Raw genomic sequence first — 26,774 nt, 5'->3', positions numbered from 1 at the left:
TGCCCGTCTCGGTCAGCGGAGCGTTACGGTGACACACGAGGACCTCCTGGTGATCGGTGCAGATTGTGGTGATCCACACCGAACCCGGAGGTCCTCACTCATTCCAAGATCATCCGACCCCGTGTCACCCGTTCACAACCTCCCAAGGCACTACAGCTAGGGGATTCCTCAGGCCCGGTCGAGGAGACCGCCTGTGATGAGATCGGCCAGTTGGTCCGCAGTTCTCTCCTGGCTTGCCCGGGTCACCGGCCGGGCGCGGCCGAGTCGGTGCGCGAGCGGGAGCTGCACCAGCGCCGCGACGGGGCTGATGACGGCGAAGAAGAGCACGTCCACTGGCACGCTGGGCATGCGCCCCTCGGCCATGAGCCGTTCGACGGCCGGGACGAGCGGTGCCAACGTGGGGTTGACGTAGTTGTCGTAGAGGTAGTCGAGGCGCTCGGACTCGTGGGCGAACTCGTCGGCCAGCACCCGTCCGAGCAGCGGAGCCTCCACGGCGGCCTGGTAGAAGTGGGTGATCACGGCCCGGACGAGCTCGGCGTCGTCCAGGTCGGCGTCGAGGAGCTGCCGTCGTTCCCGCTGGTCGTCGGCCAACGCCGAATCGACCACGGCGCGCCAGAAGTTGGCCTTGGAGCCGTAGCGGTCGTTGATGAAGTTGTGGCTGACGCCGAGCCGTCGCGCCAGCTCCCTGGCCGAGGTGCGGTCGTAGCCGAGCTCGGCGAACGCCTCCATGCCGAGGCGGAGCACCTCGGCTTCGGCGGGTGCCGGAGGCGTGGCCGCTGAAGGTCGCCCCGGGCCGCGCGTGGTCACCGACTCCTCTGCCGTCATGCGCTCATTCTCCCCGTGGCTGTGCGCGTGCTCGCTCCCGGACCCTACTTGACGCCTGTCAGAATACGTCTAATCTGACAGGTGTCATCTCGTGTTGGGGAGGAAGAGCTCATGGCGCACAACGCACCGGACATCCGGGTTCCCGATCTCACCGGCCGGCTCGCTCTGGTCACCGGCGCCAGCGACGGCGTCGGTCTGGGGCTGGCCGCCCGGCTCGCGGCGGCGGGTGCCGAGGTCGTCATGCCGGTCCGCAACCGGCGCAAGGGCGAGGCCGCGCTCGCGGAGATCCGACGCGGGCACCCGCAGGCCTCGGTGTCGCTGCGGGACCTGGACCTGTCCTCGCTGGCATCGGTCGCCGAGCTGGCCGACCAGCTCACCGCGGAGGGCAGGCCGATCCACGTCCTGGTCAACAACGCCGGCGTCATGACGCCGCCCGAGCGGCAGGTCACCGAGGACGGTTTCGAGCTCCAGTTCGGGACCAACCACCTCGGGCACGTCGCCCTGGTGGCCCGGCTGCTGCCGCTCCTGCGCGCGGGCCAGGCGCGGGTGACCTCGCAGATCAGCATCGCCGCCGACCGGCACTCCATCAACTGGGGCGATCTCCAGTGGGAGCGGCGCTACAACGGCAACCAGGCCTACAGCCAGTCGAAGATCGCGTTCGGGCTGTTCGGGCTGGAGCTCGAACGCCGCAGCCGGGAGAACGGCTGGGGCATCACGAGCAACCTCTCCCACCCCGGCGTGACGCCCACCAACCTCCTCGCCGCGCGCCCGGAGGTCGGCCGCGGGCGCGACACCGCGGCGGTGCGGGTCATCCGAGCGCTGTCGGCTCGCGGAGTCCTGGTGGGGAAGGTCGAAACGGCGCTGCTGCCAGCGCTTCTCGCTGCGACCGCACCCGACGCCGGTGGTCGGCTGTACGGGCCCAGCGGTTTTCGCCACCTCTCCGGCCCGCCGGGGGAGCAGGAGCTGTACTCCCGCCTGCGCAGCACCGACGACGCACAGCGGATGTGGAAGGTCTCGCAGGACCTGATCGGCGTTCAGTTCCCGGACTCCTGACAGGGCGTTGGTCAGGCCCCGGGCCGGATCTCGTGGGGTGGGGTTCCCGGCACGATCCGGTTGCGGGTGCCGCCGAGCAGCTCCACCTCGGTGGTGACCACGTCACCGGGCCGCAGCGGCGGGCGGAAGTCCTGGCCGTACCGGCCCCACAGCTCCGCCAGGCACCCGTTGCGGCAGGTGCCCGATCCCAGCAGGTCACCGGGCCGGATCGAGGTCCCGCGCGAGGCGTAGGCGGCCAGCGCGGGGAAGCTCCAGGCCATGTTGTCCACCGTGTCGGTGCCGATCTCCTCGTCGTTGACCAGCACCCGCATGGTCAGGTCGTAGGAGGTGCCCGAGGCGCGGTCGCGCAGTTCGTCGGCGGTCACGAACATGGTGCCCAGCGACGTGGCGGTGTCCTTGCCCTTGGCCGGGCCGAGCCTCAGCCGCATCTCGTGGAACTGCACGTCGCGCGCCGAGAAGTCGTTGAACACCACGAAACCCGCGATGTGCTCGGCGGCTTCTGCCACGGTGAGGTCGCTGCCCGCGCGGCCGACGACGGCCGCGACCTCCAGCTCGAAGTCGAAGCGCTCGCAACCGGGCGGCACGGGCACGTCGTCGTGCGGGCCGACGGTGGCGTAGGGGTTGGAGAAGTAGAACGCGGGGATCTCCCAGAACTCCTCCGGGACCACGGCGTTCGAATCCAGGTTCCTGGCGATGCCCGCGGTGTGCTCGGGGAAGGTGGAGAAGTCCCGCACTGTCGGTGGGTCCAGCGGCGCCATGAGGTCGGCCTCGTCGAGAGCCGGCCCCCGGGCGGCGGTGCGCAGCGAGGTGTCGGCGGTGTCGGCCAGCCTGCCGTCGTCGGCCAGCAGCGTCGGAAGGTCGAGTCCTGCGGGCAGGTCGATCAGGACGTCCTCGTCGTCGAGCACGGCGAGCCGCGGGCCCTGATCCGACCGGTGCCGGACGATGCGCATGATGCCTCCTCGAAGATCCACGGCGATGCTAGGCAGCCGGAGCGCCTCGGCGGAAATGCGCGGATCGGCTGGCTGGTATTCGCGCGGTGGATGGCTCGTAGGATCGCGGCGGTGACGATGCGGGAGGTACGGGCGTGAATCTGGGACAGGTCGATCTCAACCTGCTGGTCGTGCTCGACGCGCTGCTGCGCGAGCAGAACGTCACCCGCGCCGCCGAGCGGCTGCACATGTCCCAGCCCGCCACGAGCACCGCCCTGGCTCGGCTGCGCAAGCTCCTGGGCGACCCGCTGCTGGTCAAGCAGGGGCGCTACCTGCGGTTGACACCGCGCGGTGAAGCGCTCATCGAGCCGGTGCGGGAGGTGCTCGGGACGATCGAGCAGCACATCGTCGCACCCCCGGACTTCGACCCCGCCCACGACGAGCGGACCTTCAACCTGGCCTCCAGCGACTACGTCGGCGTCGTGATCATGCGCCCGCTGCTGGAACGGGTGAACGGGCTGATGCCCAACGTCCGGCTGGAGATGGGTGCGCTGTCCGGCGACGCCGCGCGCATGATCGAGCGCGACGAGATCGACCTGGTCATCCTGCCGGAGGTGCTCGCCGAGAGCATGGTGTCCTCATCCTGCTCGAGCGCGCCGGTGGTCCGCGACCGGTACGTCGGAGCGGTCTGGTCGCAGCACCCGCTGGCGGGCGGATCGCTCCCGCTGGAGGCGCTCGACCGGTACCCGTACCTGGCCTACGCGCCGCCGAACGGGTGCAGCCTGATGGACGAGGACATCGAACGGGCCGGAGTCACCCCGAGGGTGGAGGTCACCTCGGTCAACTTCATCACCATGCCGTTCCTGATGGCGGGCACCGACCTGGTGACGATCATCCCGGAGAGCCTCGGCAGGCAGCTCGCGCCCGCCGCCGGGATCGCACTGCTGGAACCGGAGTTCCCGCTGCGCCCGGTGCGCGAATCCGCCTACTGGCACAGCCGCCGGGACGCCGACCCCGCGCACCGCTGGTTGCGCGAGCAGCTGCTGGCCGTCCTGCCATAGCTGGTATTCACGCCGCGCATTTCCGCGCTCACCCCGTCCGCCTTAGCGTCGAACGCGTCGAAGGAGGACGCGATGACACGACGGGTGGACGGCTACGCCCTGGGCACTTTCTCCGACGGTTCCGGCAGTTTCGCCGGTCTCGTCGCGGGCGACCGGGTGCTGCGGCTGGACGGTGCGGGGACCGTTCGGGACCTGCTGGACGACTGGGAGGCGAAGCGGGACGAGCTGCCGGAGCTCGCGGCGGCGCTGTCGAACGGCGGCGGGATTCCGCTGGCGGAGCTGACCGTTCAGGCCCCGGTGGAGCCGCGCCAGATCATCCAGGCGGGCGCCAACTACCGTAGCCACGTCGCCGAGATCGTCCTGTCCAGCCGGGACGTCGACGACACCCGCAGCGATGAGGAGCTGCGCCGCGACGCCGAGCGCATGATGGACGACAAGGCCCGAACGGGAAGCCCGTTCTTCTTCAGCGGCCTGCCCGCCGCGATCTGCGGACCGGACGACGACGTGCTGCTGCCGGCCGAGTCCTCGCAGGTCGACTGGGAGGTCGAGCTGACGGCCGTCATCGGCAAGACCGCGCACCGGGTGCCGCGCGAACGCGCCATGGAGCACGTCGCCGGCTTCACCGTCTGCAACGACGTCAGCGCCCGCGACCTCCAGTTCCCCGCTGAGCACCGGCCGCTGGGCGGTGACTGGATCCGGGCGAAGAACCGGCCCACCTTCCTGCCGACCGGGCCGTTCATCGTCCCGACCGAGCAGCTGGCGGACTACCGGGAACTGGAGATCACCCTCGACCTCAACGGGGAGCGCAAGCAGTCCGACGTCGCGGCGAACCTGCTCTTCGACGTCGAAGCGCTGGTGTCGGCCGTGTCCACGGCCACCACGCTGCGCCCGGGCGATCTGATCCTCACCGGCAGCCCCGCGGGCAACGGCGGCAAGTGGCAGCGCTGGTTGCAGCCGGGCGACGTGCTGGAGGCGGGGATCTCGGGCATCGGCGTGCAGCGCAACACCTGCGTTCCGGAGCCCCGATGAGCCGGCCGGGCCCGGGACGGGCGCAGGAGGTCTCCGACGGGATCCACGCCTTCGTGCAGCCCGACGGAAGCTGGATGATCAACAACAGCGGTTTCGTCGTCGGGTCCTCCGGGGTGCTGTGCGTGGACGCGTGCGCGACCGAACGCCGCACCCGAGACCTGCTCGCCGCCGTCGCCGAGGTGACGGCAGCGCCCGTGCGGACGCTGGTCAACACCCACCACCACCCCGATCACACGGCGGGCAACGGGTTCTTCCCGAACGCCACGATCGTCGCGCACGAGCAGGCCCGCCCGGAGATGCGGGCGCTCGGCCTGCCCGGGAACGACGGCATCTGGTCCGATGTGGACTACGGAGATCTCGAACTCCAGCTGCCGTTCCTGACCTTCACCGACCGGATCGCGGTGTGGGTCGACGACCTGCGCTGCGAGCTGATCCACCCCGGACGGACCGCGCACACCACCAACGACGTCGTGGTGTGGATCCCGGAGCGCTCCGTGCTCTTCGCCGGCGACCTGCTGTTCAACGGCGGAACCCCGTTCCTGCTCTCGGGATCGGTGCGGGGCTCCATCGACGTCCTCGAGCACTTCCTGGCGCCGCTGGGGGCCACCACGATCGTGCCCGGCCACGGTCCGGTGTGCGGCCCGGAGGTCGTCGACGAGGTGCTGGGCTACCTGCGCTTCGTCCTCGACCTCGCCGCCCGCGGCCGGGAAGCCGGGGTGAGCCCGCTGGAACTGGCCCAGGAGACCGACCTCGGCCGGTTCGCCGACTGGACCGACGGCGAGCGCATCGTCGGCAACCTGCACAGCGCCTACGCCGAGGAGTCCGGGCAGCCGCTCGACGCCGGAGCCGCGCTGCGCGACATGGTCGCCTACAACGGCGGCCGTCCCCTGACCTGCCTCGCCTGAAAGACCTTCCCACGCACCGAGGAGTGCCGCATGTCCGAGATCTTGTTGTCCCAGCTCGCCCACGTCGAGCTGATCAGCCCGAAGCCCGCCGAGACCGTCGAGTGGATGAAGGAGGTCTTCGGCCTGGAGGAGACCACCCGCGAGGGGCAGTCGGTCTACCTGCGCGGCTGGGCGGAGTGGCTGCACTCGAGCCTCATCATCACCGAGGGCCGCGAACCCGGTGTCGGCCGGATCGGCTGGCGCACCTACGGCCCGGAGGACCCGGAGATCGTCGCCAAGCGGCTGGCCGACACCGAGGAAGCGGTGGGCTGGGTCGATGACTGGGCCGGGCACGGCGCCACCTACCAGTACCGCGCCCCGCACGGCAGGCACCTGCACGAGGTGTTCTGGGACGTCGACCGCTACCAGGCCCCGCCGGAGCAGCAGGACCCGGTGATCAAGAACCGGCCGCAGCGCTTCTCCGGCAAGGGGATCGGGGCCCGCTACCTCGACCACGTCACCATGCCGACCCAGAACATGCGCGGCGACATCGACTTCTACAAGCGGCTCGGCGCCCGCCACACCGCGCAGACCGAGGTCGAACCGGGCTTCGAGGTGTTCTCCACGTTGACCTGCAACGGCATTCGCTCCACGCACGACCTCGCGCTGGTCCCCGACTTCAGCGGCATGACCGGACGCGCCCACCACATCGCCTTCCGGGTCGACCAGCGCCTGGACGTGGAGCGCGCGGCCGAGGTCTTCCTGGCCAACGACACCCCGATCGAGTTCGGGCCGGGCGTGCACGGCATCGACGAGATCACCTACCTCTACGTCCGGGAGCCCGGCGGGTTCCGCATGGAGATCAACGCCGGCGGCTGGGTCAACACCATGCCCGACTGGGAGACCACCACCTACCAGGCCGCGGGCGGCAACCCGGGGCAGAGCATCTGGCGCAACGTCGAAGCGCCCGAGGGCTTCCACGAGTCCTGGCCGCTGCCCGCGGGCGAGGCCGCCGAGAAGCAGGACGCGGCCGTCGCGGGCGAGAACGTGCGCGACTTCTTCGGTGAGCAGGCGGGCGGATCGCGATGAGCGTGCGACGCGTGCTCATCGTCGGCGGCGGGATCGGCGGCCTCTCGGCGGCCATCGCGCTGCGCCGCACCGGCGTCGAGGTCGAGCTGATCGAGAAGAGCGCCGAGTGGACGGTCTACGGCGTCGGGATCATCCAGCCCGGCAACGCGCTGCGCGCGCTGGACCAGCTCGGACTGGCCGAGCAGTGCGCGGCGCAGGGATATCCTATGTGCGGCGTGCGCAGCCTGACCGCCGACGGCGAGACGGTGCTCCGGGACGACACCCTGCCTTCCGTCATCCCGGGTCTGCCGCCCAACAACGGCATCACCCGCCGCAGGCTGCACGACATCCTGGTCTCGGCCGCGCGGGAGGTCGGCACGGACATCCGGGCCGGCGTCACCGCATCCACAGTGGACCAGACGCCGGATGAGGTGCACGTCGGGTTCAGCGACGGGCGGCAGGGCTCCTACGACCTCGTGGTGGGCGCCGACGGCCTGTACTCGCGGCTCCGCGAGCAGCTGTTCGGCTCGCACCTCAAGGCCAAGTTCACCGGGCAGGTCGCCTGGCGCATCAACCTGCCGCGGATCCCCGAGCTCGACCGGCTGTGGGTGTACCGGGGTTCGCGGGGGACGGCGGGATTCGTCCCGCTGGCCCCGGACCTGATGTACATGCTCACCATCGAGAAGGTGCCCGACGGCGCCCCCGTGCAGCTCCCGCAGGAGGGGCTGGCCGCGGAGTACCGCAACCGGCTCGCCGAGTACGGGGGAGCGGTCGCCGAGCACCGCGAGTTGGTGCGCGACGACGCCGAAATCGTCTACCGCCCGGTGGACAACATCCTGCTGCCCGAGCCGTGGTACCGGGGCCGCGTCCTGCTGATCGGCGACGCGGCGCACGGAACCTCCCCGCACTGCGGACAAGGCGGCGCGCAGGCCATCGAAGACGGTGTCGTGCTCGCCGAGGAGGTCACCGCGCACGAATCCGTCGAGCAGGTCCTCGACGGGTTCATGCGGCGGCGCTTCGAGCGCTGCAAGACCGTCGTCGAGGGTTCCGAGCGCATCGGCCGCTGGGAGCAGGACCACAGCCTCGACATCGACCCCGACGCCGCGGCCTACGAGGTCACCATGGCGGCGATGGCCCCGCTGTGACTGAGCTTGGAGGAAAGACGATGCCCAGTGTCGATGTGCACGCCCACCTCGGAGTGCCCGCCGTCGACGAGCTGATCGCCGACGAACCGGGCCTGGCGGGGCAGCGCGCCGCCGACGCGGCCGCGCTCGGACCGGAGTCGGCATCCTACAACGTCGAGCAGATCCGCTCCCTCGCGGTGAAGCTCACCGACGTGGACGTGCGCATCGCCGCGATGGACCGCGCCGGCGTGGACGTCCAGGCCGTGAGCCCGGTGCCGCTGCCGCACGCCTGGGCGGAGCGCGGGCTCGCCGAGCGCATCACCGCGCTCACCAACGAGGCCGTCGCGGAGTGCTGCTCGCGGCGGCCGGACCGGCTGGTCGGCATCGGCGCCGTCGCGCTGCAGCACCCGGACCTGGCGGTGGAGCAGCTGCGGACCGCCGTGCGGGAGCTGGGGCTGCGCGGCGTGCAGATCTCCACCTCGGCCGCGCCCGGGGTGGAGCTCGACGACCCGTCCCTGGCGGAGTTCTGGGCTGCGGCGGACGAGCTCGGCGCCGCCGTGCTGATCCACCCCTGGGGCTGCACGCTGGGCGAACGGCTCAACGCCTACTACCTGTTCAACACCGTCGGCAACCCGGTGGAAACGGCCCTGGCGCTGTCGCGGCTCGCCTTCTCCGGTCTGCTCGAACGCCACCCGGGTCTGCGGATCTGGTCGGCGCACGGCGGCGGCTACCTCGGCAGCTACCTCGTGCGAGCCGATCACGCCTGGCAGGTCCGGGGCGACGCCCGCACCACCGAAGCACCGCCCAGCGAGCTGCTGCGCCGCACCTTCGTGGATTCCCTCGTCTACACCCCGCAGCAGCTGCGCCACCTGGTCGACGCGATGGGCGCCGGGCAGGTGACGCTGGGCAGCGACTACCCGTTCGACATGGGTGTCGAGGACCCGGTGCACCGGTTGCTGGAAGCCGACCTGGACGCCACCACCACCGAAGCGATCCGAGGCGGCAACGCCGCGCGGCTGCTGGGCCCGCTGCCTCCGGTCGGCTGATCGTCCCGCGGTCTCCCGCGCGCACCGTTCGGGTAGCTTCCACGGCAGCAGGACCACTGGTGCGCCGGCCGCGGTGCGCGAACGAAGGCGGAGGGCCCGATGCCGGACCGGATTTTCCTGGACAAGCAGACACCGACCGCGTTCAAGGCGCTGACCTCGACCGCGACCGAGATCCGCGCGAAGGCGCGCGAGATCGGGCTGGACCGCGTCCTGATGGAACTGGTCAACGTCCGGGCGTCCCAGCTCAACGGGTGCGCCTTCTGCCTGGACCGGCACACGCAGCTCGCGCTCGACGCTGGGGACACCGCGCAGCGCCTGGGCGTGCTGCCGGCCTGGCGGGAGACCGACCTGTTCAGCGACAAGGAACGAGCGGCCCTGGAGTTGACCGAGGCGGTGACGCTGGTCGCCGACCAGCACCCGGACGACGCCACCCTGGCCCGGGTCCGGACGGTCCTGTCCGACGACGAGGCATCCGTGGTGACCTGGGCGGCCATCACCATCAACGCCTTCAACCGGGTCTCGATCCTCTCCGGCCACCCGGTCCGCCCCCGACGCAGCGCACCCGCCTCGGACCCCAGCCCCAGCGCCTAGAGCTCGTCGCGCGGCCTCGGGTCGGTCCGCCTGTCGCGGCTGGCCTCGGCTGCTGCTTGGTTGGCGTCTCCGCTGGTCGCCGCCCGCGAGGCCAGTTCTCGGTAGGTGAGCGGGGTGCGCTCGAAGCGGCCCTCGTGAGCGGCGATGGCGTCGCGCCGTTGCCGGTGCTCGGGGTGGCGCGCTTCGAACTCCCTGCGCGCCTCCACCGCCCGGCGCCAGTGCGTGACGGTGTCCCGATCCCCGTTGTTGAGGCCTTCCCAGGACCGCGGGGCCGACGTCATCGGCGCAGGGGGTGCGGCGAGCCCGTGCATCGAGGGGGAGGGCGGGCGGCGTCTGGTCGTCGCTCCGCAGTCCGGGCAATCGGGCGCCGGCGAAGACCACGAGGGGACCATGCGCTCGAACCTGGTCCCGCAGGTGCAGGCGTAGTCGTACATCGGCATGACCAGCTCACCTCCGAGTGCAGCGCCCGGCCCGCGAGCGGGCCGGGCGGGGGATCACGTGTAGTAGTTGCCCGGGCCGGTTCGGAGCCGGGTGATCTGCTCCGGGTCGTGCCCGTAGATCACCTGCGCGTTCGTCCGCTCCTGGATGCCGCGAATCTTCTCCACGGATTCCAGCCAGGCCACCGAGTCGTAGACGATGCCTGCGCCGACGGCCGGCGGACCGTAGGACTCCTTGCGGTACAACGAGTCCGAGGCGAAGAGCATGGTTCCCGCGTCGGCGAGGTCGACCTGCAGGCTCATCGTTCCCCACGTGTGGCCGGGGGTGCGCAGCAGCGTGACGCCGGGCAGCAGCTCGGTGTCCTCGTTGATCGTGCTCATCTCCAGCCCGTCGTAGTCGGACTTGATGTGCGCGCCCTTGTTGTAGCCGTCGAAGGAGAACGCGCCCTCCTTCTCCTTCTCGTCGACGATGATCGTCGTGCCGGCCCGCTGCCAGAACTTCGCGTTCGCCGCGTGGTCCATGTGCAGGTGCGACAGCACCAGGTAGTCGATGTCGTCGGGTGCCAGGTCCAGCTGCTTCAACCTGGAGTCGAGCCACTCCTCCTCGGGCGCTGCGTCGACCGGGAAGAACTGGTCGAGCCCGGTCGGACCCCAGCGGTCCTCCCAGTCCCGCGGGACCCCCGCGTCCCACATCAGCTTCTGACCGTTGGGGTGTTCCAGGTAGACGACGTGCGTGGGTACCTCGACCCAGTCGCGCTGCTTGTCCGGCTGCTTCTGGGTCGCCATCCGGGACGGGTCGATCAGCAGCCAGGTGAGATCGGCGTGCATCGTTCCGGTCGGGATGATCGTGACCTTGATCTTGTCGTTGTCGGACATGTCGAGCCTCCCTCACTGGTGCACGATGACCCCGCGGATGAGCTTTCCGTCCTTGAGGTCCTGGTAGCCCTCGTTGACCTGGTCGAGCGCGTAGGTCTTGGTGACGAGCTCGTCGAGCTTGAGACGACCGGCGTTCCACAACCGCAGCAGCTTGACGATGTCGTACTGCGGGTTGCACGAGCCGAACTGCGCGCCCCTGATGACCTTCTCGTTGCGGGTGAACATCGCGCTGGGCAGCTGGATCGTCAGCTTCTCCGGGTTCGCCTGCCCGACCACGACGATCGTGCCGCCCTTGCCGACGATGTCGAAGGCCTGGCGGACGACGATCTCGTCCATGACGCCGACCGTCAGGATCGCTTGGTCGGCACCTTCGCCCCAGGTCAGCTCGTTGACCTTGGCGGCGGCTTCGTCGGCGTCGGCGAAGGCGTGGCTCGCGCCGAGCTTCAGCGCGGTCTCGCGCTTGAACTCCACCGGGTCGACGACCACCACGTACTTGGCGCCGGCGTAGGCCGCGCCCTGCACGGAGTTGATGCCGACACCGCCCGATCCGTAGATGACCGCGGTGTCACCCACTTTCACGCCGCCTGCGTTGACCGCGGAGCCCCAGCCGGTCGGAACACCGCAGCCGGCGAGAACCGCCACCTCCAGCGGAAGCCACGGGTCGACCTTCACCGCCGAGCGGGCCGGGATCGTGGCGCGTTCGGAGAACGTGCCGAGCATGCACATCCCGCCCAGGTCGCGGCCGTCGCGGTGGTAGCGGAAGGTGCCGTCGGGCATGTGGCCCTTGAGGATGTTCGCGCCCAGGTCGCACAGGTTCGAATGCCCGGAGGCGCAGTACCGGCAGACGCCGCAGCTGGGCATGAAGCTGCACACCACGTGGTCGCCGGGTTCGACGTGGGTCACGCCGGGCCCGACCGCCTCGATGATCCCGGCGCCCTCGTGGCCACCGACGATGGGATACCGGGGCGAATCGCCGTAGACGCCGTCGGTGAGGTGGAGATCGGAGTGGCACAACCCGGAGGCGGTGAACTTGATCTGCACCTCCCCGACGCGTGGTTCGTCGACGTCGAGTTCGACGATCTCGAATTCCTTGCTTCCCTCTTCCAGGACTGCAGCGCGGGTCTTCATCGATCACCTCTGCGGGCGTTGTGGAAGTGCGAGGACGCTGGTGGCGGGCCGGGTGGTGCGCGGCCCTCGTCCCTGCGGTGACGTCGGTGCTGGCGGAGTCTGCGATTCGTGCCGGAGTTGACACCGGCCGACTGCCGGGAACCGGTACTCAGATATGTACGGCCAAAGCTTCGACAGTGTCTCGCCGGTCTTGGAGGGTGTCAAACCGAAAAGGGGAGAGCTGAGTGCACGTCGCGGACGTTGTCGCTGGATGTGGGCGTTGACAGCCCGTGTTCGTGCTTGCAGGATTGGCCGTACATTGTCATCGACCTGCGCGGTGCTCTGCGGCGATCCCGGTTCCGGGCTCGCGTGGCACGGGCCGTGCGCGATCGGGAGCGCGGATGGACTCGGCCGCTGAGGCGCTGGCGCGATGGGCGCACGAACTCGTCCCCGATGCCGAGGATCTGGCGCTCGCGCAGCGCTCCTTGGTCGACACCCTCGCGGTCACCCTCGCCGCCCGCGATGACGACCTGGTGCGGATCTCCGCCGGGTTACCCGACGCCGCGCGCTGGGCTGCGGTGGGGCACGTCCTGGACTTCGACGACCTGCACATGGAGTCCACCGCCCACATCAGCGTGGTGTGCGTGCCCGCGACGCTCGCGGCGGGCGGCGATGCGCGCGCCTACCTGGCCGGTGCGGGTGTCATGGCGCGGATCGGGATGGCGCTGGGCTGGTCGCACTACGCGAGCGGGTGGCACGCGACCTGCACCGCCGGTGCGCCCGCTGCCGCCGCCTGCGCCGCCGTGGCCCTCGGGTTGTCGCGCGAGCAGATCGCGACGGCGATGGCCCTGGCGGTTCCGGCCGCCGGGGGAGTGCAGCGCGCGTTCGGGTCTTCGGGCAAGTCGTTGCAGGTCGGGTTCGCCGCGGATGCCGGTGTTCGCGCGGCCCGGCTGGCGGCCGCTGGGGCCACGGCCGACCCGACCGCGTTGGACGCCTGGTTGCGCCTGGTCGGAGGTGAACCCGAGCGGATCGACGTGACCGGACCCGCGGTTCCCGGCGGTCTGGCGATCAAGGTGTTCCCCTGCTGCTACGCGCTGCAACGGCCGATCAGCGCGCTGCGCGAACAGCTCCCCGCGCCGATCGCCCCGGCTGAGGTGGCCGAGATCGAGGTGCGCACCCCGGCCTGCACCGTGCAGCCGCTGATCCACCACCGCCCGAACACCGGTCTGCAGGGCAAGTTCAGCATGGAGTACGCCGTGGCCACCGCGTTGCTGGACCCCCATCCCGGCTTCGGCAGCTTCACGGACCGGGCGGTCAACCGCCCCGAGGCCCAGCGCCTGCTGAAGCTCGTGAAGGTGACCGAAGCAGCGGGTGGTGACTGGCTTCTCGCCGGCCAGGTCGACATCACCGTGACGCTGGCGGACGGGACGCGGCACGACGTCGCCCTGCAGCTCCCCCCGGGATCACCCGGACGCCCACCGTCCGAACAGGACATGACGGCCAAGATCGCCGACTGCGGCGAGGACGTCCCAGCCCTGCTGTCCGATGTGGACTGGAGGCGGGCTGCGGAGGTCCTGGCCGAGCATCTTCCCGGGGAAGTCGTCCACGACCAGGAGAAGGAACCCGCGTGAACAGCCTCAACGAACAAGAGCAGGCCATCGTCGACACCGTCCGCGACTTCGTCGACCGCGACGTGCGCCCGGTGGCTCGCGAGCTGGAGCACGCCAACGACTACCCCGAGAAGCTGATCGAGCAGATGAAGCGGCTCGGCATCTTCGGCCTCGCCATCCCCGAGCCGTACGGGGAGGTCGCGGTGTCCACGCCGTGCTACGTGCAGGTCACCGAGCAGCTCGCGCGCGGCTGGATGAGCCTGGCGGGGGCCATGGGCGGGCACACCGTGGTCTCCAAGCTGATCCACACCTTCGGCACCGAGGAGCAGAAGCAGCGCTACCTGCCGAAGATGGCCACCGGCGAGATCCGGGCGACCATGGCGCTGACCGAACCCGGCGGAGGCTCCGACCTGCAGGCGCTGACCACCAGCGCGCGCCGCGACGGCGATCACTACGTGATCAACGGTTCGAAGACCTGGATCACCAACGCCCGCCGATCGCAGCTGGTCGCTCTGCTGTGCAAGACCGATCCGGGGGCCGAGCCGCGGCACCGGGGGATCAGCATCCTCCTCGTCGAGCACGGCGAGGGGTTCACGGTCTCCAAGGACCTGCCCAAGCTCGGCTACAAGGGCGTGGAGAGCTGCGAGCTGTCCTTCGACGACCACCGCGCACCCGTCGACGCGCTGCTCGGTGGGGAGGAGGGGCGCGGTTTCGCCCAGATGATGAAGGGCTTGGAGATCGGCCGCATCCAGGTCGCCTCCCGGGCTCTGGGCGTGGCGCGGGCCGCGCTCGACGACGCGCTGCGCTACTCGCAGGAGCGGGAGAGCTTCGGCAAACCGATCTGGAAGCACCAGTCCGTCGGCAACCACCTCGCCGACATGGCCACGCAGTACACCGCGGCGCGCCAGCTGGTGCTGCACGCGGCCGACCGCTACGACAGCGGCCAGCGGTGCGACATGGAAGCGGGCATGGCCAAGCTGTTCGCCTCCGAAGCCGCGATGGAGATCGCCCTCAACGCGGTCCGCGTGCACGGCGGCTACGGCTACTCCACCGAGTTCGACGTGGAGCGCTACTTCCGCGACGCGCCGCTGATGATCGTCGGCGAGGGCACCAACGAGATCCAGCGCAACGTCATCGCCTCCCAACTGGTCGCGCGCGGGGGACTCGATGGATGATCACCCCATGGCCACCGCGAATCCGGGACGACAGACGGGCCTTCGGGCATGAGCACCAAGGAGCACGGCGGCGAAGCGGCGTACAAGGTCCTCGCCCGCGAACTGCGGCAGGCGATCCTGCAGCGCCGCTACGTCGACGGCACGCGGCTGCCCACCGAGGCGGAGCTGGCCGACGAGTACGAGGTCAGCCGCCAGACGGTGCGCCGCGCCTTCCACGACCTCGTGGCCGAGGGCATGGTCTACCGCGTGCCCGGCCGGGGGACGTTCGCCGCGCCCCGCGACGGTCAGTACCTGCGCCAGTTCGGTTCCATCGAGGACCTCATGGGGCTGTCGCTGGACACCCAGCTCGAAGTGCTCCGGCCGCTGCGGCGCAAGGTCGACATCGACGCGGCCAGCCGGCTGCGCTTGGACAGCGACGTCGTGCACACCGTGGTCTTCCGCCGAACCCACGAGGGCGACTCCTTCTGCCACACGACGGTGCACCTGCACCCGGCGGCAGCTGCCGCGCTCGGCGACGTGCCGGAGCTGGGGGAGGCCGGGGCCGTCAGCGACGCCACGATCATCGGCCTGCTCGACACGCGGTTGCCGACGCCGATCGCCGAGGCCGAGCAGAGCATCACGGCCGCCTCCGCGGATCAGACGCTCGCGGACGCGCTCGGGTGCACCGTCGGTGATCCGCTGCTGCGCGTGGACCGGATCTACCTCACCACCGATCAGCAGCCGGTCGAGCTGGCCATCAACCACTTCTTGCCCGAGCAGTACTCGTATCGCGTGAAACTCCGCCGCAGCACCCACTAGGAGGTGTTCGGGAGTGCGGCGGAGCCGCATCCTCTTCCACCACCCGAGAAACCCGCACCGCCGCGGGTTCTTCAGCGCCTTCGTGGCGAGTACGCCGGGACGCCGCGTATTGACATACTCAAGGAGCGGCGCACGGAGACCACGGAGGCGGTCAGGTTCCGCCACCCGCACCGCCACGCAAAGCAATTACTGGACAGCTCTTAGCTGCGTCGTTCGACATCGGGAGGAAAGCCCATGCTGCCGCTGGAGGGCATCGTCGTGGTCGCCCTGGAACAGGCCGTGGCCGCACCGTTCGCGACCCGCCAGCTGGCCGACCTCGGCGCGCGGGTGATCAAGGTCGAACGGGCCGGAGGCGATTTCGCCCGCGACTACGACACCACGGTCAACGGGATGGCCAGCCACTTCGTGTGGCTCAACCGCAACAAGGAGAGCGTCGTCCTGGACCTCAAGTCCGACGAGGGGCGGCGGACGATGGACAAGCTGCTCGCCAGGGCCGACGTGTTCCTGCAGAACCTCGCACCCGGCGCGGCGGCGAGGCTGGGCTTCGGCGCCGAGGAGCTGCGCTCCCGCCACCCGAGGCTGATCGTCGGCGACCTGTCCGGCTACGGCAGCGACGGCCCGTACCGCGACAAGAAGGCCTACGACCTGCTCGTCCAGTGCGAAGCCGGGCTGGTCTCCATCACCGGCGGCCGCGACGAACCCGCGAAGTCCGGCATCTCGGTGGCCGACATCGCGGGCGGGATGTACGCCTACACCGGCGTGCTCACCGCCCTCTACGAGCGCGAACGCACCGGCGAGGGAAGCGCTTTCGAGGTTTCGCTGCTGGACGCCCTCGCGGAGTGGATGGGTTTTCCCTACTACTACACGGTCTACGGCGGCAAGTCCCCTTCGCGCACCGGTGCGCGGCACGCCGCGATCGCCCCCTACGGCCCGTTCCGCGCGGGAGGCGGAGCGCAGGTGTTCCTCGCGGTCCAGAACGACCGCGAGTGGCGGAAGCTGTGCGAGGAGGTGCTGGCGCTCCCCGAGCTCGTCGAGGACCCGAGGTTCGCGACCAACCCCGATCGCGTCGACAACGAGCGGGAGCTCACCACGGCGATCGAGACCGCGTTCGCCGAACTCGCGGCGGACGAGGTCGTCGCACGCCTGGACCGCGCGCAGATCGCCAACGCCCGGATGCGCACCGTGGAGGAGTTCGCCGATCACCCGCAGCTCGCGGACCGGAACCGCTGGCACGAGGTCGATTCGCCCGTGGGGCCCCTGCGAGCCCTGCAACCGCCGGTGACCCTCGCCGGCCGCGCACCCCGCATGGACCGCATTCCCGACGTCGGTGAGCACACCGACGCCGTGCTGGCAGAGCTGGACGACGACCCCGCCTGAGGAGGTGATCAGAGCTCGTCGGAGTGGCCCGCTCGCAGCCGGGCCCACTGCGCGGTGGGCCGCCCACCCACGCGCAGCGTGTCCCGATCGACTTCCCAGTGCTGCGGCCAGCCGGCGGGTGAGTCCTCCCAGGTTTCCTGCCGCCCGTAGACGGTGAGGTCCAGCAGGGCGTAGTTGGTGTCCATGGTTTCGGCGCCGCGGCCGGTGGTCCAGTAGGTCTCGAAGACCCGCTCGCCCTCGCGCAGGTAGCACACCAGGTGGAACATCCCGACCTGGCGGCCGGGCAGCAGCGCTTCGGCGCTGTCCCGCACCGAGTACCAGGGCACGTCCCATCCCATGAAGTCGCGGTAGCGCACGCTCTGCTCGTACGGCCCGTAGCAGAAGGTCGCGTAGGTGACGTCGCGGGTGTGCAGGTGGGAGTGCTCGCGAACGGCCTGCCCGTTGTAGAACGTGCATCCTTCGCACTGCCCGGCGGCTGGCTGATCCTCGTGCCACATGTGGAAGTAGGCGATCAGCTGTGCGCGGCCCTCGAAGGCGTCCAGGAGGCTGACCGGACCGTTCGGACCGATCAGCGGGATGGTGCCGTCCACCTCCACCATCGGCAGTCGGCGCCGCGCTGCTGCGATCGCGTCACCCTCGCGGGTGTGGGCCTTCTCCCTAACCCGCAGCGCGTCCAGCTCGGCCTGCCAGTCGGCGCGGCTGACCACCGCGGGCATGGCCGCGTTCGTTGAGTCGTCCATCGTGCTCACCTCGGCTTCCTGGTCGTGCTGTCGTGTTCCAGGTGCTGCTTGAGCGCGTCGAGCTGACCGTCCCAGTCGCGGGAGAGGGCGGCCAGGAAACCCTGCGCCACGCGCATCGGTTCGGAGCGGTGCCGGTAGCGCACCCGCCTTCGCTCACCGGGCTCGGCGACGGCCAGCCCGGCCTCGGTCAGCAGCGCCAGGTGCTTGGCGATCGCTTGCCGGGTGATCGGCAGGCGGGCGGCCAGGTCTGTGGCGGTGGCCGGTCCGTTCGCGGCCAGTTCGGCGAGGATCTTGCGGCGGGTCGGGTCGGCCAGAGCGGTGAAGACCAGCTCGGCGACGGCTTCCTGGTCCTGGGGCATTGTTCTAGGCCGCGTCGAGGTAGTCGATCAACTCGCCCAGCTCGCGCGGCCATCCTTCGACGTGCGAGTCGTACCCAGTCCGGTGGTATTCGTCCGGCAACTGCGCGAAGCCGGTCTCGACCACGGTCAGCCGGGTGCCGTGCGATGTCGGTTCGAGCGTGAATTCGACGTAGGTCCGCCGCGGGTCGTCAGCGGGCACGCCGTCGACCCGCCACGTGAAGCCGAAAACCCTGGGCTCCTCGACCCGTTCGACGCGGATGTCGGCAACCGGTCCTTCGGGCCAGCTCATCTGCGCGGCCCCGCCCGGGCGCAGGTCGATCGTGGCGCTGTTGCCGAACCAACCGCTGAGCCCTTCGGCCGTGGTCAACGCCGCCCACACCGCGCTCGGCGGGTGGGCCAGGTCCACGGTCCGTTCGATCCGATCGGGGAACCCCATGGTCGCCTCCCGCGAGTAGCAATCAACTGGTTGCGACAGTATGGCAACCAGGCGGTTGCGTCAAGGTGTGCGCGTCGTCCGTGCGGTGCGGTCCGGGGTGGCGCAGACTCGGGGGAGTGCCGTCCGGAGTGGAGAGCGACGCATGGGCAGGGTGATCAGCGACATCACGGTCTCGGCCGACGGGTACTCCGCCGGGCCGAACCAGAGCGAGCAGCGGCCGTTCGGCGAGGACGGTGGTGACGGCTGGGGCAGCGAGTTGCACGCGTGGATGTTCGACGGCGCCGACGAGAACCGCGCCGAGATCGACCAGGTGGCCGCCGCAGGTGCGTTCATCATGGGTCGCAACATGTTCGGCCCGGTGCGCGGCGAGTGGGACCGCCCGTGGAGCGGCTGGTGGGGTGACGATCCTCCGTTCCACGCGCCCGTTTTCGTCCTCACCCACCACGCGCGCGAGCCGCAGCCGATGGACGGCGGCACCACCTACCACTTCGTCACCGACGGGATCGAGTCGGCGCTCGCCCAGGCGCGCGCCGCCGCAGGCGACCGCGACGTGGCGGTCCAGGGCGGCGCAACCACCATCAACCAGTACCTCGCCGCGGGCCTGCTCGACGAGCTGCGGCTGCACATCGTGCCGCTCACCCTCGGCGCGGGCACGCGGGTGTTCGAAGGCGTGCCACCGCTGAAGCTGGAGCAGGTGACCGCCCGAGGCGCGAGCCGGGTCACTCACGTGACCTACGCCCTGCGCCCCTGAGACGGGCGGTTGCGGCTGGCGAAGGTGCGGGCCTCGTTGCGGTTGCCGCAGACCTGCATCGAGCATCAGCGGAACGCCTCCATCGCTGGACTGGGCGCACACCTCGGGCGGGTAGGCGCGGACGTTGCGGTTGCGGACGGTCCAGGAGCCATCGGCGGCGACGGTGGCGGTGCCCAGCGGGGCCGCACTGGTGTCGCAGGTGGTTCCGACGACGCCACCTCGGTAGACGCTCACCGTCTTCCCGGTTCCGGCGGGCGAGACCGCTCCGTTGACCCGCAGCTCGTTGGGCTTCCACTGGGCTCGCGTGATGGCCACGACATCGGTGCCCTCCGCGGGAGCCCCCAAGATCTGCTCGGTTTCGACGATGGTCGCCTGGAGCGCGCCGCGCTCGGTGCTGTAGTAGCCCTCGGCTTCCAGGAGAAGTCCCTCGTGCCCCTTGAGATCGGCGAAGGTCTTCTCGTCGCCGGCGCCGTCGACGATCCTCGCCGGCCAGCGCGGGTCGCTGTTCAGCTCGACCTTCGCTCCTGCGACGGTGATGCTCTGCTCGTCGGGTGCCACGCCCATGAAAGATCCGACCAGAACGTTCTCGGCGAACTCGACGTACACCGATTCCGCCTCGAAGGTCACGCAGGACTGCGTCGGATCGTTCGGAGCAGGGGTGTACGTGGCGGTGCCGTGCGCGATGCCGGTCGCGGCGCTTTCGATCGTGGGCAGCGCGGGGTTCATGAGGTCGGTCAACGTGATGTTGCCCGTCTCCTGGTCCAGGTTCTGGGTCTTGACCAGGAGCTCGTCAGGGATGTGCAACGTCGCACCGTTCACGGTCATGGTCCGGGCCGCTTCGTCGACATCCGAGATCTTGCCCTCGAACTCCCAAAAGTTCTCCGCGGGATCCGTGGCGGGGCGTGGCTCACCGGGACTGCCGGTCCCTCCCCGCAGACGCCGGCGGCGGGTGCGACCCCGCTCCCGACACCGATCAACGCCGCAGCCAGACCGAGGGACGCCATCGCCGCGACCGCACGCTGCCTCCTCCTCCGCGTCTTCATCTTCTGCAACATCTGAATCCTCCTCGGCGCCATGAGAGTGCTCGTCGCTGCTTCCCCCCGGAAACATCGCGTGGTCCGAAAATGACCCATCGACGTGAACCCCGGAAGCCCAGAAGAGGGTGGGCACCAGCCCCCCAAAAGTGGGGTGGAGCTCTCGGTGGCAGGAGATCAGTTCCCGATGGCTGAACGCGGATTCCCCGTGGTGCAAGGGTTCTCGCGGCGGATGGCCATGCGGAGCGGAGAACGAGAAGGCCAGCTGATCGGCGCTCGTGCTGATCAGCTGGCCTCGGGGGTGTGCCTGGTCAGGCGCCGCGCCAGACCGGGGGGCGCTTCTCGGCGAAGGCGCGGGCGCCCTCTTGGGCGTCGGCGGAGCGGAAGACCGGAGACGCGATTTCGGACTGGCGGCTGAACGCTTCCGCGTCGGTCCAGTCGACGGCGCCGGCGACGACCTGCTTGGTGGCGCGCACCGCGAGCGGTCCGTTCTCGGCGATCCGGGCTGCCAGCGCGCGGGCCTCGTCGAGGGCCTGTCCCGGTTCGGTCAGGGCGTTGACCATGCCGTGCTGGTGGGCGACCTCGGCGGTGAGCGGGTCACCGGTGAGCGCGACCTGCATCGCCAGCTGGTAGGGCAGCGTCTTGGGCAGCCGCAGCAGCCCGCCCGCGGCGGCGACCAGGCTGCGCTTGACCTCGGGCAGCCCGAACTTGGCGTCGCGGGACGCCACGATGAGGTCCGCGCTGAGGGCGAGCTCGCAGCCGCCGGCCAGCGCCCAGCCCTCGACCGCCGCGATCAGCGGCTTCGTCGGTGGCTTCTCGGTGAGGCCGCCGAACCCCCGGCCGGGGATGCTGGGTCGTTCGCCGCGGGTGAAGGCCTTGAGGTCCATGCCCGCGGAGAACGTGCCACCGGCCCCGGTGAGGATGGCGATGGTCAGGTCCGAGCGGGCTTCGAACTCGTCGATGGCGGCGGCGATGCCGTCCGCGACCGAGCGATCGACGGCGTTGCGGGCCTCGGGGCGGTTGATGGTGATCAGGGCTACCCCGTCGGCGAACTCCGTCAGGACGCTGTCGGTCATAGCGGTGTCTCCTTCGCTGCTGCTGTACCGCACCCGAGCATGCGTCGCCGTCGATCAGTCGGCAAGGACCTGGGGGTGTTGTTGAGGCGTTGCGGGGAGAACCTCAGCGGCGTCGCGGCGTGCTCGCCACGACGCCGCTGAAGAACCTGAGGCGGTGCGCCACACCTGGGCACGACCTAGTGCAGCGTTTGCGGAGTTCGCTCCTCGGCCGGTTCCGGTTCGGCGGGCACGGGGACTTGGCGCGGAACGAACTCCGTGGTCAGGTCCTTCCAGAAGCCGACGGCGACGCCGATGAGGATGAGCAGGAACGGTGCCGAGCTGACGATCACCATCTGCTGCAGCGAGTCCAGGCCGCCCGCGGCCAGCAGCGCGATCGCGGCCGCACCGGTCACCGCGCCCCACAGGGCGAGGATCCACGAGGGCGGGTTCTCGGTGCCCCGGCTGGTCAGCATGCTGAGCACGAAGGTGTTGGCGTCGGCACCGGAGACGAAGAACAGCACGACGAGCACGATCGTCACGAGCGAGGTGACCGTGGACAGCGGCAGCGACTGGAGGGTGGCGAAGAACGCCGAGTTCTCGTCCCCGGCCGCGGCCACCGCGATCTTGGTGCTGCCGATCAGGTCGCTGTGGATCGCGGTGCCGCCGAAGGCGGTGAACCAGAGCGAGAACACGACGCTGGGCACCAGCAGCACGCCCACGACGAACTCGCGGATCGTGCGACCCCGCGAGATCCGGGCCAGGAACACGCCCACGAAGGCCGCCCAGGACAGCCACCAGGCGAGCATGAAGTAGGTCCACGACTGCATGAAGTCGAGGTCGCCGTTGGCCGGGGTGATCAGGCTCGTCGACACCAGCTCGCTGACGTAGCGGCCGATCGACTGCACGTAGAGGTCGACCAGGTAGATGGTGGGTCCGACGACCAGGACGAACACGAACAGCAGCGCCCCCAGGCCCATGCTGGTCTCGGACAGGAACCGGATCCCGCGCGCGACGCCGGTCAGCGCCGAGGCGGTGAACAGCAACGTGATGGCGGCGATGATCGCGAACTGCACCGGCCGGGAGGTGGGGATGCCGAACAGGGCGGTGAACCCGCCGTTGATCTGCAGGGCTCCCAGCCCGAGCGAGGTGGTGGTGCCGAACAGCGTGGCCAGGACCGCGAACACGTCGATCGCGCCGCCCGCGACTCCGTCGACGCGCTTGCCGAGCAGCGGCCGGAACAGGGCGCTGACCAGGCCGGGACGACCTCGGCGGAACATCGACCAGGACATCGCGAGCCCGACGACCGCGAAGATGCCCCAGGCGTGCAAGCCCCAGTCGAAGAACGAGAACTGCATCGCGGTGACCGCCGAGCCCGGCGTCATCGGCTGCGCCAGGCCGTGCGGTGGCTCCGCGAGGTGGGAGATCGGCTCCGTGACGCCGTAGGAGATCAGGCCGATCCCCATCACGGCCGAGAGGATCATCGCGTACCAGGTGACGCGGCGGAACGCGGGACGCTCGTCGTCGCGGCCGAGGCGCAGGCTGCCGTACCTGCTGCACGCGAGGAAGGCCAGGAAGGCGAGGAACCCGAGCGAGACCAGAAGGTACGCCCAGCCGAAGCCGCGCGTGATGCCGTCGAGCGCGGCGGAGCCGACCCGCGACAGCGAGTCGCCGGCGGCGGCGCCCCACACGGCGATCGCCAGCGCCAGGGCGAGCGAGACGTACAGGACCGGTCCGGGCCTCCGCTGATCGGACGGCGCGGTGGGTGGTTCAGACAATCGGTGACTCCGTGAGCTGGGGAAACGACGGTGGGGCGACCTGTTGTGGGCACGCGTGATGCCGTCGCGGGGAAGACCGTGACGCCGGGACCGACATGACGCTCGTGCTTCGGAAGAGGTCTCCGTGACTGGGTCGGCGGCGTGGGGACGGGGTTGGGCCGCTGCGCGGGGGATCACCGGCGGACGCGTGCGCTGCGGTTTTGGGGGTGTTGCGGTTGCTCGCAACATCGGCGACAACGTTCGCGCTGGTCAAGCTCGCCGGAGCGGGAAGGAAGTTTACCCGCCGGGACGAACCCCCGGGTGCGCGGGGCGGCCCCCGGCTACCGCGTCGAAACCGCCGGAGATCGGGGTGGATGCGGTGCGCGCACGCCCGGTGACGGTGTTGGGACGCGCGGTGGCCGAGGCCTGATCCGCGCGTCAGGCGCGGGCGGAGCCATCGGCGTAAAAATCGGTGGGCGCGCCGAGATCCTCCGAGGTTGGTCCCCGGCCACCGGGAGCACCCCGCGGTTGCGATCCCACCAGGGTCAAAAGTCCTGGGCGTGCGCTCGCGCGGTGCCGGTATCGTCCACTGTGGAGGGCTGATGTCGACACGCTCCGCGGTGATTTCTCCGGTGGTGTGCGGGGGAGTCGGTACCGTGCAGCACGGGAGCCACCCGCGACCGCTTCTCGTCCGCGCGAAGGGACTCGACGCATGACCGATTCCGCCGGCCGGCCGGTGCCCACCGCGACGTCGCACCGGGGTGATGCCAGCAGCGGGAGCGATCCGGAGTCGACGCTGCTTCGGGCGCTCGCGGATGCCGGTGTGCCGGCGGACGCCTCACCCCGCCGACGTGCCGAGTACGCCTACGACGCCTCCAACTACCGCGTCGAACCGCTGGCGGTCGTGTTCCCGCGCGCCACCGACGACGTGGTGGCAGCCGTCGCGGCGTGCCGGGCCACCCGGACTCCGATCATCGCCCGAGGTGGCGGGACCTCGATGGCGGGCAACGCCGTCGGTCCAGGGCTGGTCCTCGACTTCTCCCGGCACATGGACCAGGTCGGCGCCATCGACGAGGACGCCGGAGCGGTCGACGTGCAGCCCGGCGTCGTCCTCGCGACGCTGACGCGCGAGGTCGAGCGCGCTACCGGTGGCCGCCGCACCTTCGCGCCGGACCCCTCGTCGAAGAACCGCGCCACGGTGGGCGGGGCGATCGGCAACGACGCCTGCGGCAACCACTCCGTGCGCTACGGCCGCACGTCCGACCACGTCGCCGAGATCGACCTCGTGACCTCCGACGGCGCGCGGCTGACGGCGACCGAAGCGGGTCTGCGCGCCACCGATCCCGCTGACTCCGCCGCCGCGGCGCGAGCGGACGCCCTCGTGGCCTCGCTGGCCGGGCTCGCGCAGGAGCACCTGAGCGCGTTCCGGCTCGAACTCGGCCGCATTCCCCGGCAGGTCTCCGGATACCACCTGGAGAAACTGCTGCCGGAGAAGTTCAACGTCGCCCGCGCGGTCGTCGGCTCCGAGGGGACGTGGGCCGTGGTGGTGGGCGCGCGCATGAAGCTGGTGCCGAAACCGGCCAGTGCGCTGCTGGTCTGCCTCGGTTACCAGGACGTGGTCGACGCCGCCCGCGACGTCCCGACGATCCTGGAGTTCTCCCCGGCCGCGGTCGAGGGCACCGATGAGGCCATCGTCGCCACGATGCGGCACCGCCGAGGCCCCGACTCCGTGCTGGGGCTGCCCGAGGGGCAGGCGTGGCTGTTCGTGGACCTCGACGGCGACGACCCCGAATCTGTGCGAGCCCAGGCGGACCGGCTGCTCGACCGGCTCGGTGAGAACGGCCGGCTCGTGCAGGGCCGCAAGGCCGCCGACCCCGCCGAGCGCGCGTCGCTGTGGCGGGTCCGCGAGGACGGCGCGGGCCTGTCGTCCCGGCTGGCGTCGGGCGGTGAGTCCTGGCCCGGTTGGGAGGACGCCGCCGTCGCCCCGGAAAGGCTCGCCGACTACCTCGCCGACCTCCGCGAACTCCTGGCCGAGCACGAGCTCACCGGGGTGATGTACGGCCACTTCGGCGCCGGCTGCATGCACATCCGCATCACCTACGACCTGCGCACCGACGAGGGGCGCCGGGTCTTCCGCGAGTTCACCCGGCAGGCGGCGGAACTCGTCGTTCGGCACGGTGGTTCGCTCTCCGGCGAGCACGGTGACGGCCGCGCCCGGTCCGAGCTGCTGTCCATCATGTACTCACCGGAGGTGATGGCCGCCTTCGCCGAGTGCCGGAAGCTGTGGGATTCCGCGGGCATCCTCAACCCCGGCTCGGTGACCGATCCCGACCCGATGGACGGCCACCTGGCGCTCGCCGGTGTGCCGGACCGCGAGTGGCGCACCAGCTTCGAGTTGAGCCCGGCGTCGGCGGGGCGGGACCCGTGGGTCCACGCCGTGCAGGGGTGCATCGGCGTGGGCCGGTGCCGCGCTGATACCGGGGGCGTGATGTGCCCGAGCTTCCGCGCCACGCGGGACGAGAAGGACTCGACGCGCGGCCGCGGCCGCGTGCTGCAGGAGGTCGTCCGGGGCGCCCGCACGGTGGAGGAGGGCTGGCGGTCGGAGGAGGCCCGAGAGGTGCTGGACCTGTGCCTGTCGTGCAAGGCGTGCGCGACCGACTGCCCGGCGGGCGTGGACATGGCCACCTACAAGTCGGAGTTCTTCGACCACTACTACCGGGGCCGCCGCAGGCCGCGGTCCCACTACTCGCTGGGCTGGCTCCCGCGCTGGCTGAAGCTGACCGGCCGCGTCTCCGGTCTGGTCAACGCCGTCCTGGCGACACCGCTGGCCAAGGCCGCGGCGGCAGCGGGCGGGCTCACCACCCAGCGCGCCCTGCCCCGGTTCGCCCGCGCGGGGGAGTGGCGCCGCGAGATCACCGACGCGGGAGCACGGGGTTCGGCGGTGCTGTTCGTCGACACCTTCACCCGGGGGTTCCGGCCCGAGGTCGCCGGTGCCGCCGCCCGCGTCCTCGGCGACGCCGGTGAGACCGTCGCGTGCTCGGCGGACGCCTGCTGCGGCCTGACCTGGATCTCCACCGGCCAGCTCGACGCCGCCAAGCGGCTGCTGGCCAAGACGGCCGCCGCGCTCGACGACGGCACGGACCGGCCGATCGTCGTCGTCGAACCGAGCTGCGCCGCCGCGCTGCGCAAGGACCTGCCGGAACTCGTCCACACCGAGCAGGCGAGGCGCGTCGCCTCGCGCGTGCGCAGCTTCGCCGCGCACGTCGCCGACCGGGTGTCGGGAGGCTGGGTGCCGTCCCCGGCACGGCCCGCGCCGCAGCGGGCCGTGCTCCAGACGCACTGCCACGAGCACTCCGTGTTCGGAGCCGCGGCGCAGCGGAGAGCTCTCGAGGCGGCCGGGGTCGGCGAGGTCGTCGACGCGACCGGATGTTGCGGCGTCGCGGGCAACTTCGGCTTCGAAGCCGAGCACTACGACGTGAGCATGCGCGTCGCCGAGAACGCCCTCGCACCGGCGCTCCGGGACACGGGCAGCGACGTCGCAGTGCTCACCGACGGCTTCTCGTGCGCTCGGCAGGTCGCCCAGCTCGCCCCGAGCAGGCCCGGCCTGCACCTCGCCCAACTCCTCGACCCCGGCCCGACCCGAGCGGAGTAGCGC

Annotated in this window: 25 protein-coding genes and 1 pseudogene; 15 read left to right on the top strand and 11 right to left on the bottom strand. The window is 70.7% G+C overall.

Going from position 1 to position 26,774, the window contains the following annotated elements; all coding sequences use genetic code 11:
* Window positions 1-168: 168 nt before the first annotated feature.
* The gene (locus tag E1181_RS21625) at window positions 169-825 is read right to left on the bottom strand and encodes a TetR/AcrR family transcriptional regulator (RefSeq protein ID WP_132677474.1); all 657 of its coding nucleotides are present in this window, start codon (window positions 823-825) and stop codon (window positions 169-171) included.
* A 111-nt stretch (window positions 826-936) separates the two neighbouring features.
* Between E1181_RS21625 and E1181_RS21620 the strand changes: the two genes are divergently transcribed.
* Window positions 937-1,878, top strand: a complete 942-nt coding sequence (locus E1181_RS21620) for an SDR family oxidoreductase (protein ID WP_132677473.1) — start codon at window positions 937-939, stop codon at window positions 1,876-1,878.
* Between the two features lie 11 nt (window positions 1,879-1,889).
* On the opposite strand, the gene E1181_RS21615 is transcribed toward E1181_RS21620, so the two are convergent.
* Complete coding sequence (locus tag E1181_RS21615; RefSeq protein WP_132677472.1) at window positions 1,890-2,828, bottom strand: fumarylacetoacetate hydrolase family protein; 939 nt, start codon at window positions 2,826-2,828, stop codon at window positions 1,890-1,892.
* A gap of 134 nt (window positions 2,829-2,962) precedes the next feature.
* On the opposite strand from E1181_RS21615, the gene E1181_RS21610 reads away from it, so the two are divergent.
* From E1181_RS21610 to E1181_RS21580, 7 genes are all read left to right on the top strand, one after another.
* The gene (locus tag E1181_RS21610; protein WP_132677471.1) at window positions 2,963-3,868 is read left to right on the top strand and encodes a LysR family transcriptional regulator; all 906 of its coding nucleotides are present in this window, start codon (window positions 2,963-2,965) and stop codon (window positions 3,866-3,868) included.
* A gap of 72 nt (window positions 3,869-3,940) precedes the next feature.
* Window positions 3,941-4,897: a fumarylacetoacetate hydrolase family protein gene (locus tag E1181_RS21605; protein ID WP_132677470.1), complete on the top strand. Its 957-nt coding sequence runs from the start codon at window positions 3,941-3,943 to the stop codon at window positions 4,895-4,897.
* Window positions 4,894-5,802, top strand: coding sequence for an MBL fold metallo-hydrolase (locus tag E1181_RS21600; protein WP_132677469.1), 909 nt, complete (start codon window positions 4,894-4,896; stop codon window positions 5,800-5,802). Before E1181_RS21605 ends, E1181_RS21600 begins: the two co-directional genes overlap by 4 nt.
* A 30-nt stretch (window positions 5,803-5,832) precedes the next feature.
* On the top strand, window positions 5,833-6,870 hold the full coding sequence (locus E1181_RS21595; RefSeq protein ID WP_132677468.1) for a VOC family protein: 1,038 nt from the start codon (window positions 5,833-5,835) through the stop codon (window positions 6,868-6,870).
* Entirely contained in the window at window positions 6,867-7,994 is a 1,128-nt protein-coding gene (locus E1181_RS21590; protein ID WP_132677467.1) for an FAD-dependent monooxygenase, read from the top strand. Before E1181_RS21595 ends, E1181_RS21590 begins: the two co-directional genes overlap by 4 nt.
* A gap of 20 nt (window positions 7,995-8,014) precedes the next feature.
* Window positions 8,015-9,019, top strand: a complete 1,005-nt coding sequence (locus tag E1181_RS21585) for an amidohydrolase family protein (RefSeq protein WP_132677466.1) — start codon at window positions 8,015-8,017, stop codon at window positions 9,017-9,019.
* Between the two features lie 99 nt (window positions 9,020-9,118).
* Window positions 9,119-9,610 (top strand): carboxymuconolactone decarboxylase family protein, encoded by a 492-nt coding sequence (locus E1181_RS21580; protein ID WP_132677465.1) that lies wholly within the window; start codon window positions 9,119-9,121, stop codon window positions 9,608-9,610.
* Here the strand turns inward: E1181_RS21580 and E1181_RS32245 are convergent.
* The 4 genes and pseudogenes from E1181_RS32245 to E1181_RS21565 form a co-directional block, all read right to left on the bottom strand.
* Window positions 9,607-9,891: a hypothetical protein gene (locus tag E1181_RS32245; protein WP_235876934.1), complete on the bottom strand. Its 285-nt coding sequence runs from the start codon at window positions 9,889-9,891 to the stop codon at window positions 9,607-9,609. The genes E1181_RS21580 and E1181_RS32245 overlap by 4 nt on opposite strands.
* Window positions 9,892-9,948: 57 nt before the next feature.
* Window positions 9,949-10,044 (bottom strand): annotated as a pseudogene (locus tag E1181_RS32610) (FmdB family zinc ribbon protein); the annotation flags it as partial.
* Window positions 10,045-10,104: 60 nt separating this feature from the next.
* On the bottom strand, window positions 10,105-10,923 hold the full coding sequence (locus E1181_RS21570; RefSeq protein ID WP_132677463.1) for an N-acyl homoserine lactonase family protein: 819 nt from the start codon (window positions 10,921-10,923) through the stop codon (window positions 10,105-10,107).
* Window positions 10,924-10,935: 12 nt separating this feature from the next.
* Window positions 10,936-12,051, bottom strand: coding sequence for an NDMA-dependent alcohol dehydrogenase (locus E1181_RS21565; protein ID WP_132677462.1), 1,116 nt, complete (start codon window positions 12,049-12,051; stop codon window positions 10,936-10,938).
* A 380-nt stretch (window positions 12,052-12,431) separates the two neighbouring features.
* Between E1181_RS21565 and E1181_RS21560 the strand changes: the two genes are divergently transcribed.
* From E1181_RS21560 to E1181_RS21545, 4 genes are all read left to right on the top strand, one after another.
* Window positions 12,432-13,661 carry an MmgE/PrpD family protein gene (locus tag E1181_RS21560; RefSeq protein ID WP_132677461.1) on the top strand — a complete coding sequence of 410 codons (1,230 nt, stop codon included), beginning with the start codon at window positions 12,432-12,434 and terminating at the stop codon, window positions 13,659-13,661.
* Window positions 13,658-14,815 carry an acyl-CoA dehydrogenase family protein gene (locus tag E1181_RS21555; protein ID WP_132677460.1) on the top strand — a complete coding sequence of 386 codons (1,158 nt, stop codon included), beginning with the start codon at window positions 13,658-13,660 and terminating at the stop codon, window positions 14,813-14,815. Before E1181_RS21560 ends, E1181_RS21555 begins: the two co-directional genes overlap by 4 nt.
* 48 nt (window positions 14,816-14,863) lie before the next feature.
* Window positions 14,864-15,613, top strand: a complete 750-nt coding sequence (locus tag E1181_RS21550; RefSeq protein ID WP_132677459.1) for a GntR family transcriptional regulator — start codon at window positions 14,864-14,866, stop codon at window positions 15,611-15,613.
* 234 nt (window positions 15,614-15,847) lie between these two features.
* Window positions 15,848-16,990: a CaiB/BaiF CoA transferase family protein gene (locus E1181_RS21545; RefSeq protein ID WP_132677458.1), complete on the top strand. Its 1,143-nt coding sequence runs from the start codon at window positions 15,848-15,850 to the stop codon at window positions 16,988-16,990.
* Between the two features lie 8 nt (window positions 16,991-16,998).
* Here E1181_RS21545 and E1181_RS21540 read toward each other — a convergent pair whose 3' ends face one another.
* From E1181_RS21540 to E1181_RS21530, 3 genes are read right to left on the bottom strand one after another with little or no spacing between them, the layout of a single operon-like run.
* On the bottom strand, window positions 16,999-17,730 hold the full coding sequence (locus tag E1181_RS21540; protein WP_132677457.1) for a DUF899 family protein: 732 nt from the start codon (window positions 17,728-17,730) through the stop codon (window positions 16,999-17,001).
* A gap of 5 nt (window positions 17,731-17,735) precedes the next feature.
* Complete coding sequence (locus tag E1181_RS21535; RefSeq protein ID WP_132677456.1) at window positions 17,736-18,089, bottom strand: ArsR/SmtB family transcription factor; 354 nt, start codon at window positions 18,087-18,089, stop codon at window positions 17,736-17,738.
* A 4-nt stretch (window positions 18,090-18,093) separates the two neighbouring features.
* Complete coding sequence (locus E1181_RS21530) at window positions 18,094-18,525, bottom strand: SRPBCC domain-containing protein (RefSeq protein ID WP_132677455.1); 432 nt, start codon at window positions 18,523-18,525, stop codon at window positions 18,094-18,096.
* 142 nt (window positions 18,526-18,667) lie between these two features.
* Here E1181_RS21530 and E1181_RS21525 point away from each other — a divergent pair, with 142 nt between their 5' ends.
* Both E1181_RS21525 and E1181_RS21520 read left to right on the top strand, forming a co-directional pair.
* A complete protein-coding gene (locus E1181_RS21525; protein ID WP_132677454.1) occupies window positions 18,668-19,276 on the top strand; it encodes a dihydrofolate reductase family protein in 609 nt (202 codons plus the stop codon).
* A 36-nt stretch (window positions 19,277-19,312) separates the two neighbouring features.
* The gene (locus tag E1181_RS21520) at window positions 19,313-20,335 is read left to right on the top strand and encodes a hypothetical protein (RefSeq protein ID WP_132677453.1); all 1,023 of its coding nucleotides are present in this window, start codon (window positions 19,313-19,315) and stop codon (window positions 20,333-20,335) included.
* Window positions 20,336-20,621: 286 nt separating this feature from the next.
* Here E1181_RS21520 and E1181_RS21515 read toward each other — a convergent pair whose 3' ends face one another.
* Window positions 20,622-21,386, bottom strand: a complete 765-nt coding sequence (locus tag E1181_RS21515) for a crotonase/enoyl-CoA hydratase family protein (protein ID WP_132677452.1) — start codon at window positions 21,384-21,386, stop codon at window positions 20,622-20,624.
* 176 nt (window positions 21,387-21,562) lie between these two features.
* Complete coding sequence (locus E1181_RS21510) at window positions 21,563-23,140, bottom strand: BCCT family transporter (protein WP_132677451.1); 1,578 nt, start codon at window positions 23,138-23,140, stop codon at window positions 21,563-21,565.
* Between the two features lie 691 nt (window positions 23,141-23,831).
* Here E1181_RS21510 and E1181_RS21505 point away from each other — a divergent pair.
* Window positions 23,832-26,771: an FAD-binding and (Fe-S)-binding domain-containing protein gene (locus E1181_RS21505; protein WP_132677450.1), complete on the top strand. Its 2,940-nt coding sequence runs from the start codon at window positions 23,832-23,834 to the stop codon at window positions 26,769-26,771.
* Window positions 26,772-26,774: the final 3 nt, after the last annotated feature.

Source organism: Saccharopolyspora terrae (assembly GCF_004348435.1).
GTDB classification, from domain to species: Bacteria; Actinomycetota; Actinomycetes; order Mycobacteriales; family Pseudonocardiaceae; genus Saccharopolyspora; species Saccharopolyspora endophytica.
Note: the sequence above shows the minus strand (reverse complement) of the source record. Positions and strands in the feature narration are given on the sequence as shown.

Excerpts from the sequence above, each read along its gene's own strand:
- E1181_RS21620 (WP_132677473.1), top strand. The coding sequence starts at position 937 with ATGGCGCACAACGCACCGGACATCCGGGTTCCCGATCTCACCGGCCGG.
- E1181_RS21570 (WP_132677463.1), bottom strand. The coding sequence starts at position 10,923 with ATGTCCGACAACGACAAGATCAAGGTCACGATCATCCCGACCGGAACG.
- E1181_RS21565 (WP_132677462.1), bottom strand. The coding sequence starts at position 12,051 with ATGAAGACCCGCGCTGCAGTCCTGGAAGAGGGAAGCAAGGAATTCGAG.
- E1181_RS21535 (WP_132677456.1), bottom strand. The coding sequence starts at position 18,089 with ATGCCCCAGGACCAGGAAGCCGTCGCCGAGCTGGTCTTCACCGCTCTG.
- E1181_RS21515 (WP_132677452.1), bottom strand. The coding sequence starts at position 21,386 with ATGACCGACAGCGTCCTGACGGAGTTCGCCGACGGGGTAGCCCTGATC.
- E1181_RS21540 (WP_132677457.1), bottom strand. The coding sequence starts at position 17,730 with ATGGACGACTCAACGAACGCGGCCATGCCCGCGGTGGTCAGCCGCGCC.
- E1181_RS21525 (WP_132677454.1), top strand. The coding sequence starts at position 18,668 with ATGGGCAGGGTGATCAGCGACATCACGGTCTCGGCCGACGGGTACTCC.
- E1181_RS21505 (WP_132677450.1), top strand. The coding sequence starts at position 23,832 with ATGACCGATTCCGCCGGCCGGCCGGTGCCCACCGCGACGTCGCACCGG.
- E1181_RS21595 (WP_132677468.1), top strand. The coding sequence starts at position 5,833 with ATGTCCGAGATCTTGTTGTCCCAGCTCGCCCACGTCGAGCTGATCAGC.
- E1181_RS21605 (WP_132677470.1), top strand. The coding sequence starts at position 3,941 with ATGACACGACGGGTGGACGGCTACGCCCTGGGCACTTTCTCCGACGGT.
- E1181_RS21615 (WP_132677472.1), bottom strand. The coding sequence starts at position 2,828 with ATGCGCATCGTCCGGCACCGGTCGGATCAGGGCCCGCGGCTCGCCGTG.
- E1181_RS21625 (WP_132677474.1), bottom strand. The coding sequence starts at position 825 with ATGACGGCAGAGGAGTCGGTGACCACGCGCGGCCCGGGGCGACCTTCA.
- E1181_RS21580 (WP_132677465.1), top strand. The coding sequence starts at position 9,119 with ATGCCGGACCGGATTTTCCTGGACAAGCAGACACCGACCGCGTTCAAG.
- E1181_RS21530 (WP_132677455.1), bottom strand. The coding sequence starts at position 18,525 with ATGGGGTTCCCCGATCGGATCGAACGGACCGTGGACCTGGCCCACCCG.
- E1181_RS21545 (WP_132677458.1), top strand. The coding sequence starts at position 15,848 with ATGCTGCCGCTGGAGGGCATCGTCGTGGTCGCCCTGGAACAGGCCGTG.
- E1181_RS32245 (WP_235876934.1), bottom strand. The coding sequence starts at position 9,891 with ATGACGTCGGCCCCGCGGTCCTGGGAAGGCCTCAACAACGGGGATCGG.
- E1181_RS21560 (WP_132677461.1), top strand. The coding sequence starts at position 12,432 with ATGGACTCGGCCGCTGAGGCGCTGGCGCGATGGGCGCACGAACTCGTC.
- E1181_RS21550 (WP_132677459.1), top strand. The coding sequence starts at position 14,864 with ATGAGCACCAAGGAGCACGGCGGCGAAGCGGCGTACAAGGTCCTCGCC.
- E1181_RS21600 (WP_132677469.1), top strand. The coding sequence starts at position 4,894 with ATGAGCCGGCCGGGCCCGGGACGGGCGCAGGAGGTCTCCGACGGGATC.
- E1181_RS21590 (WP_132677467.1), top strand. The coding sequence starts at position 6,867 with ATGAGCGTGCGACGCGTGCTCATCGTCGGCGGCGGGATCGGCGGCCTC.
- E1181_RS21585 (WP_132677466.1), top strand. The coding sequence starts at position 8,015 with ATGCCCAGTGTCGATGTGCACGCCCACCTCGGAGTGCCCGCCGTCGAC.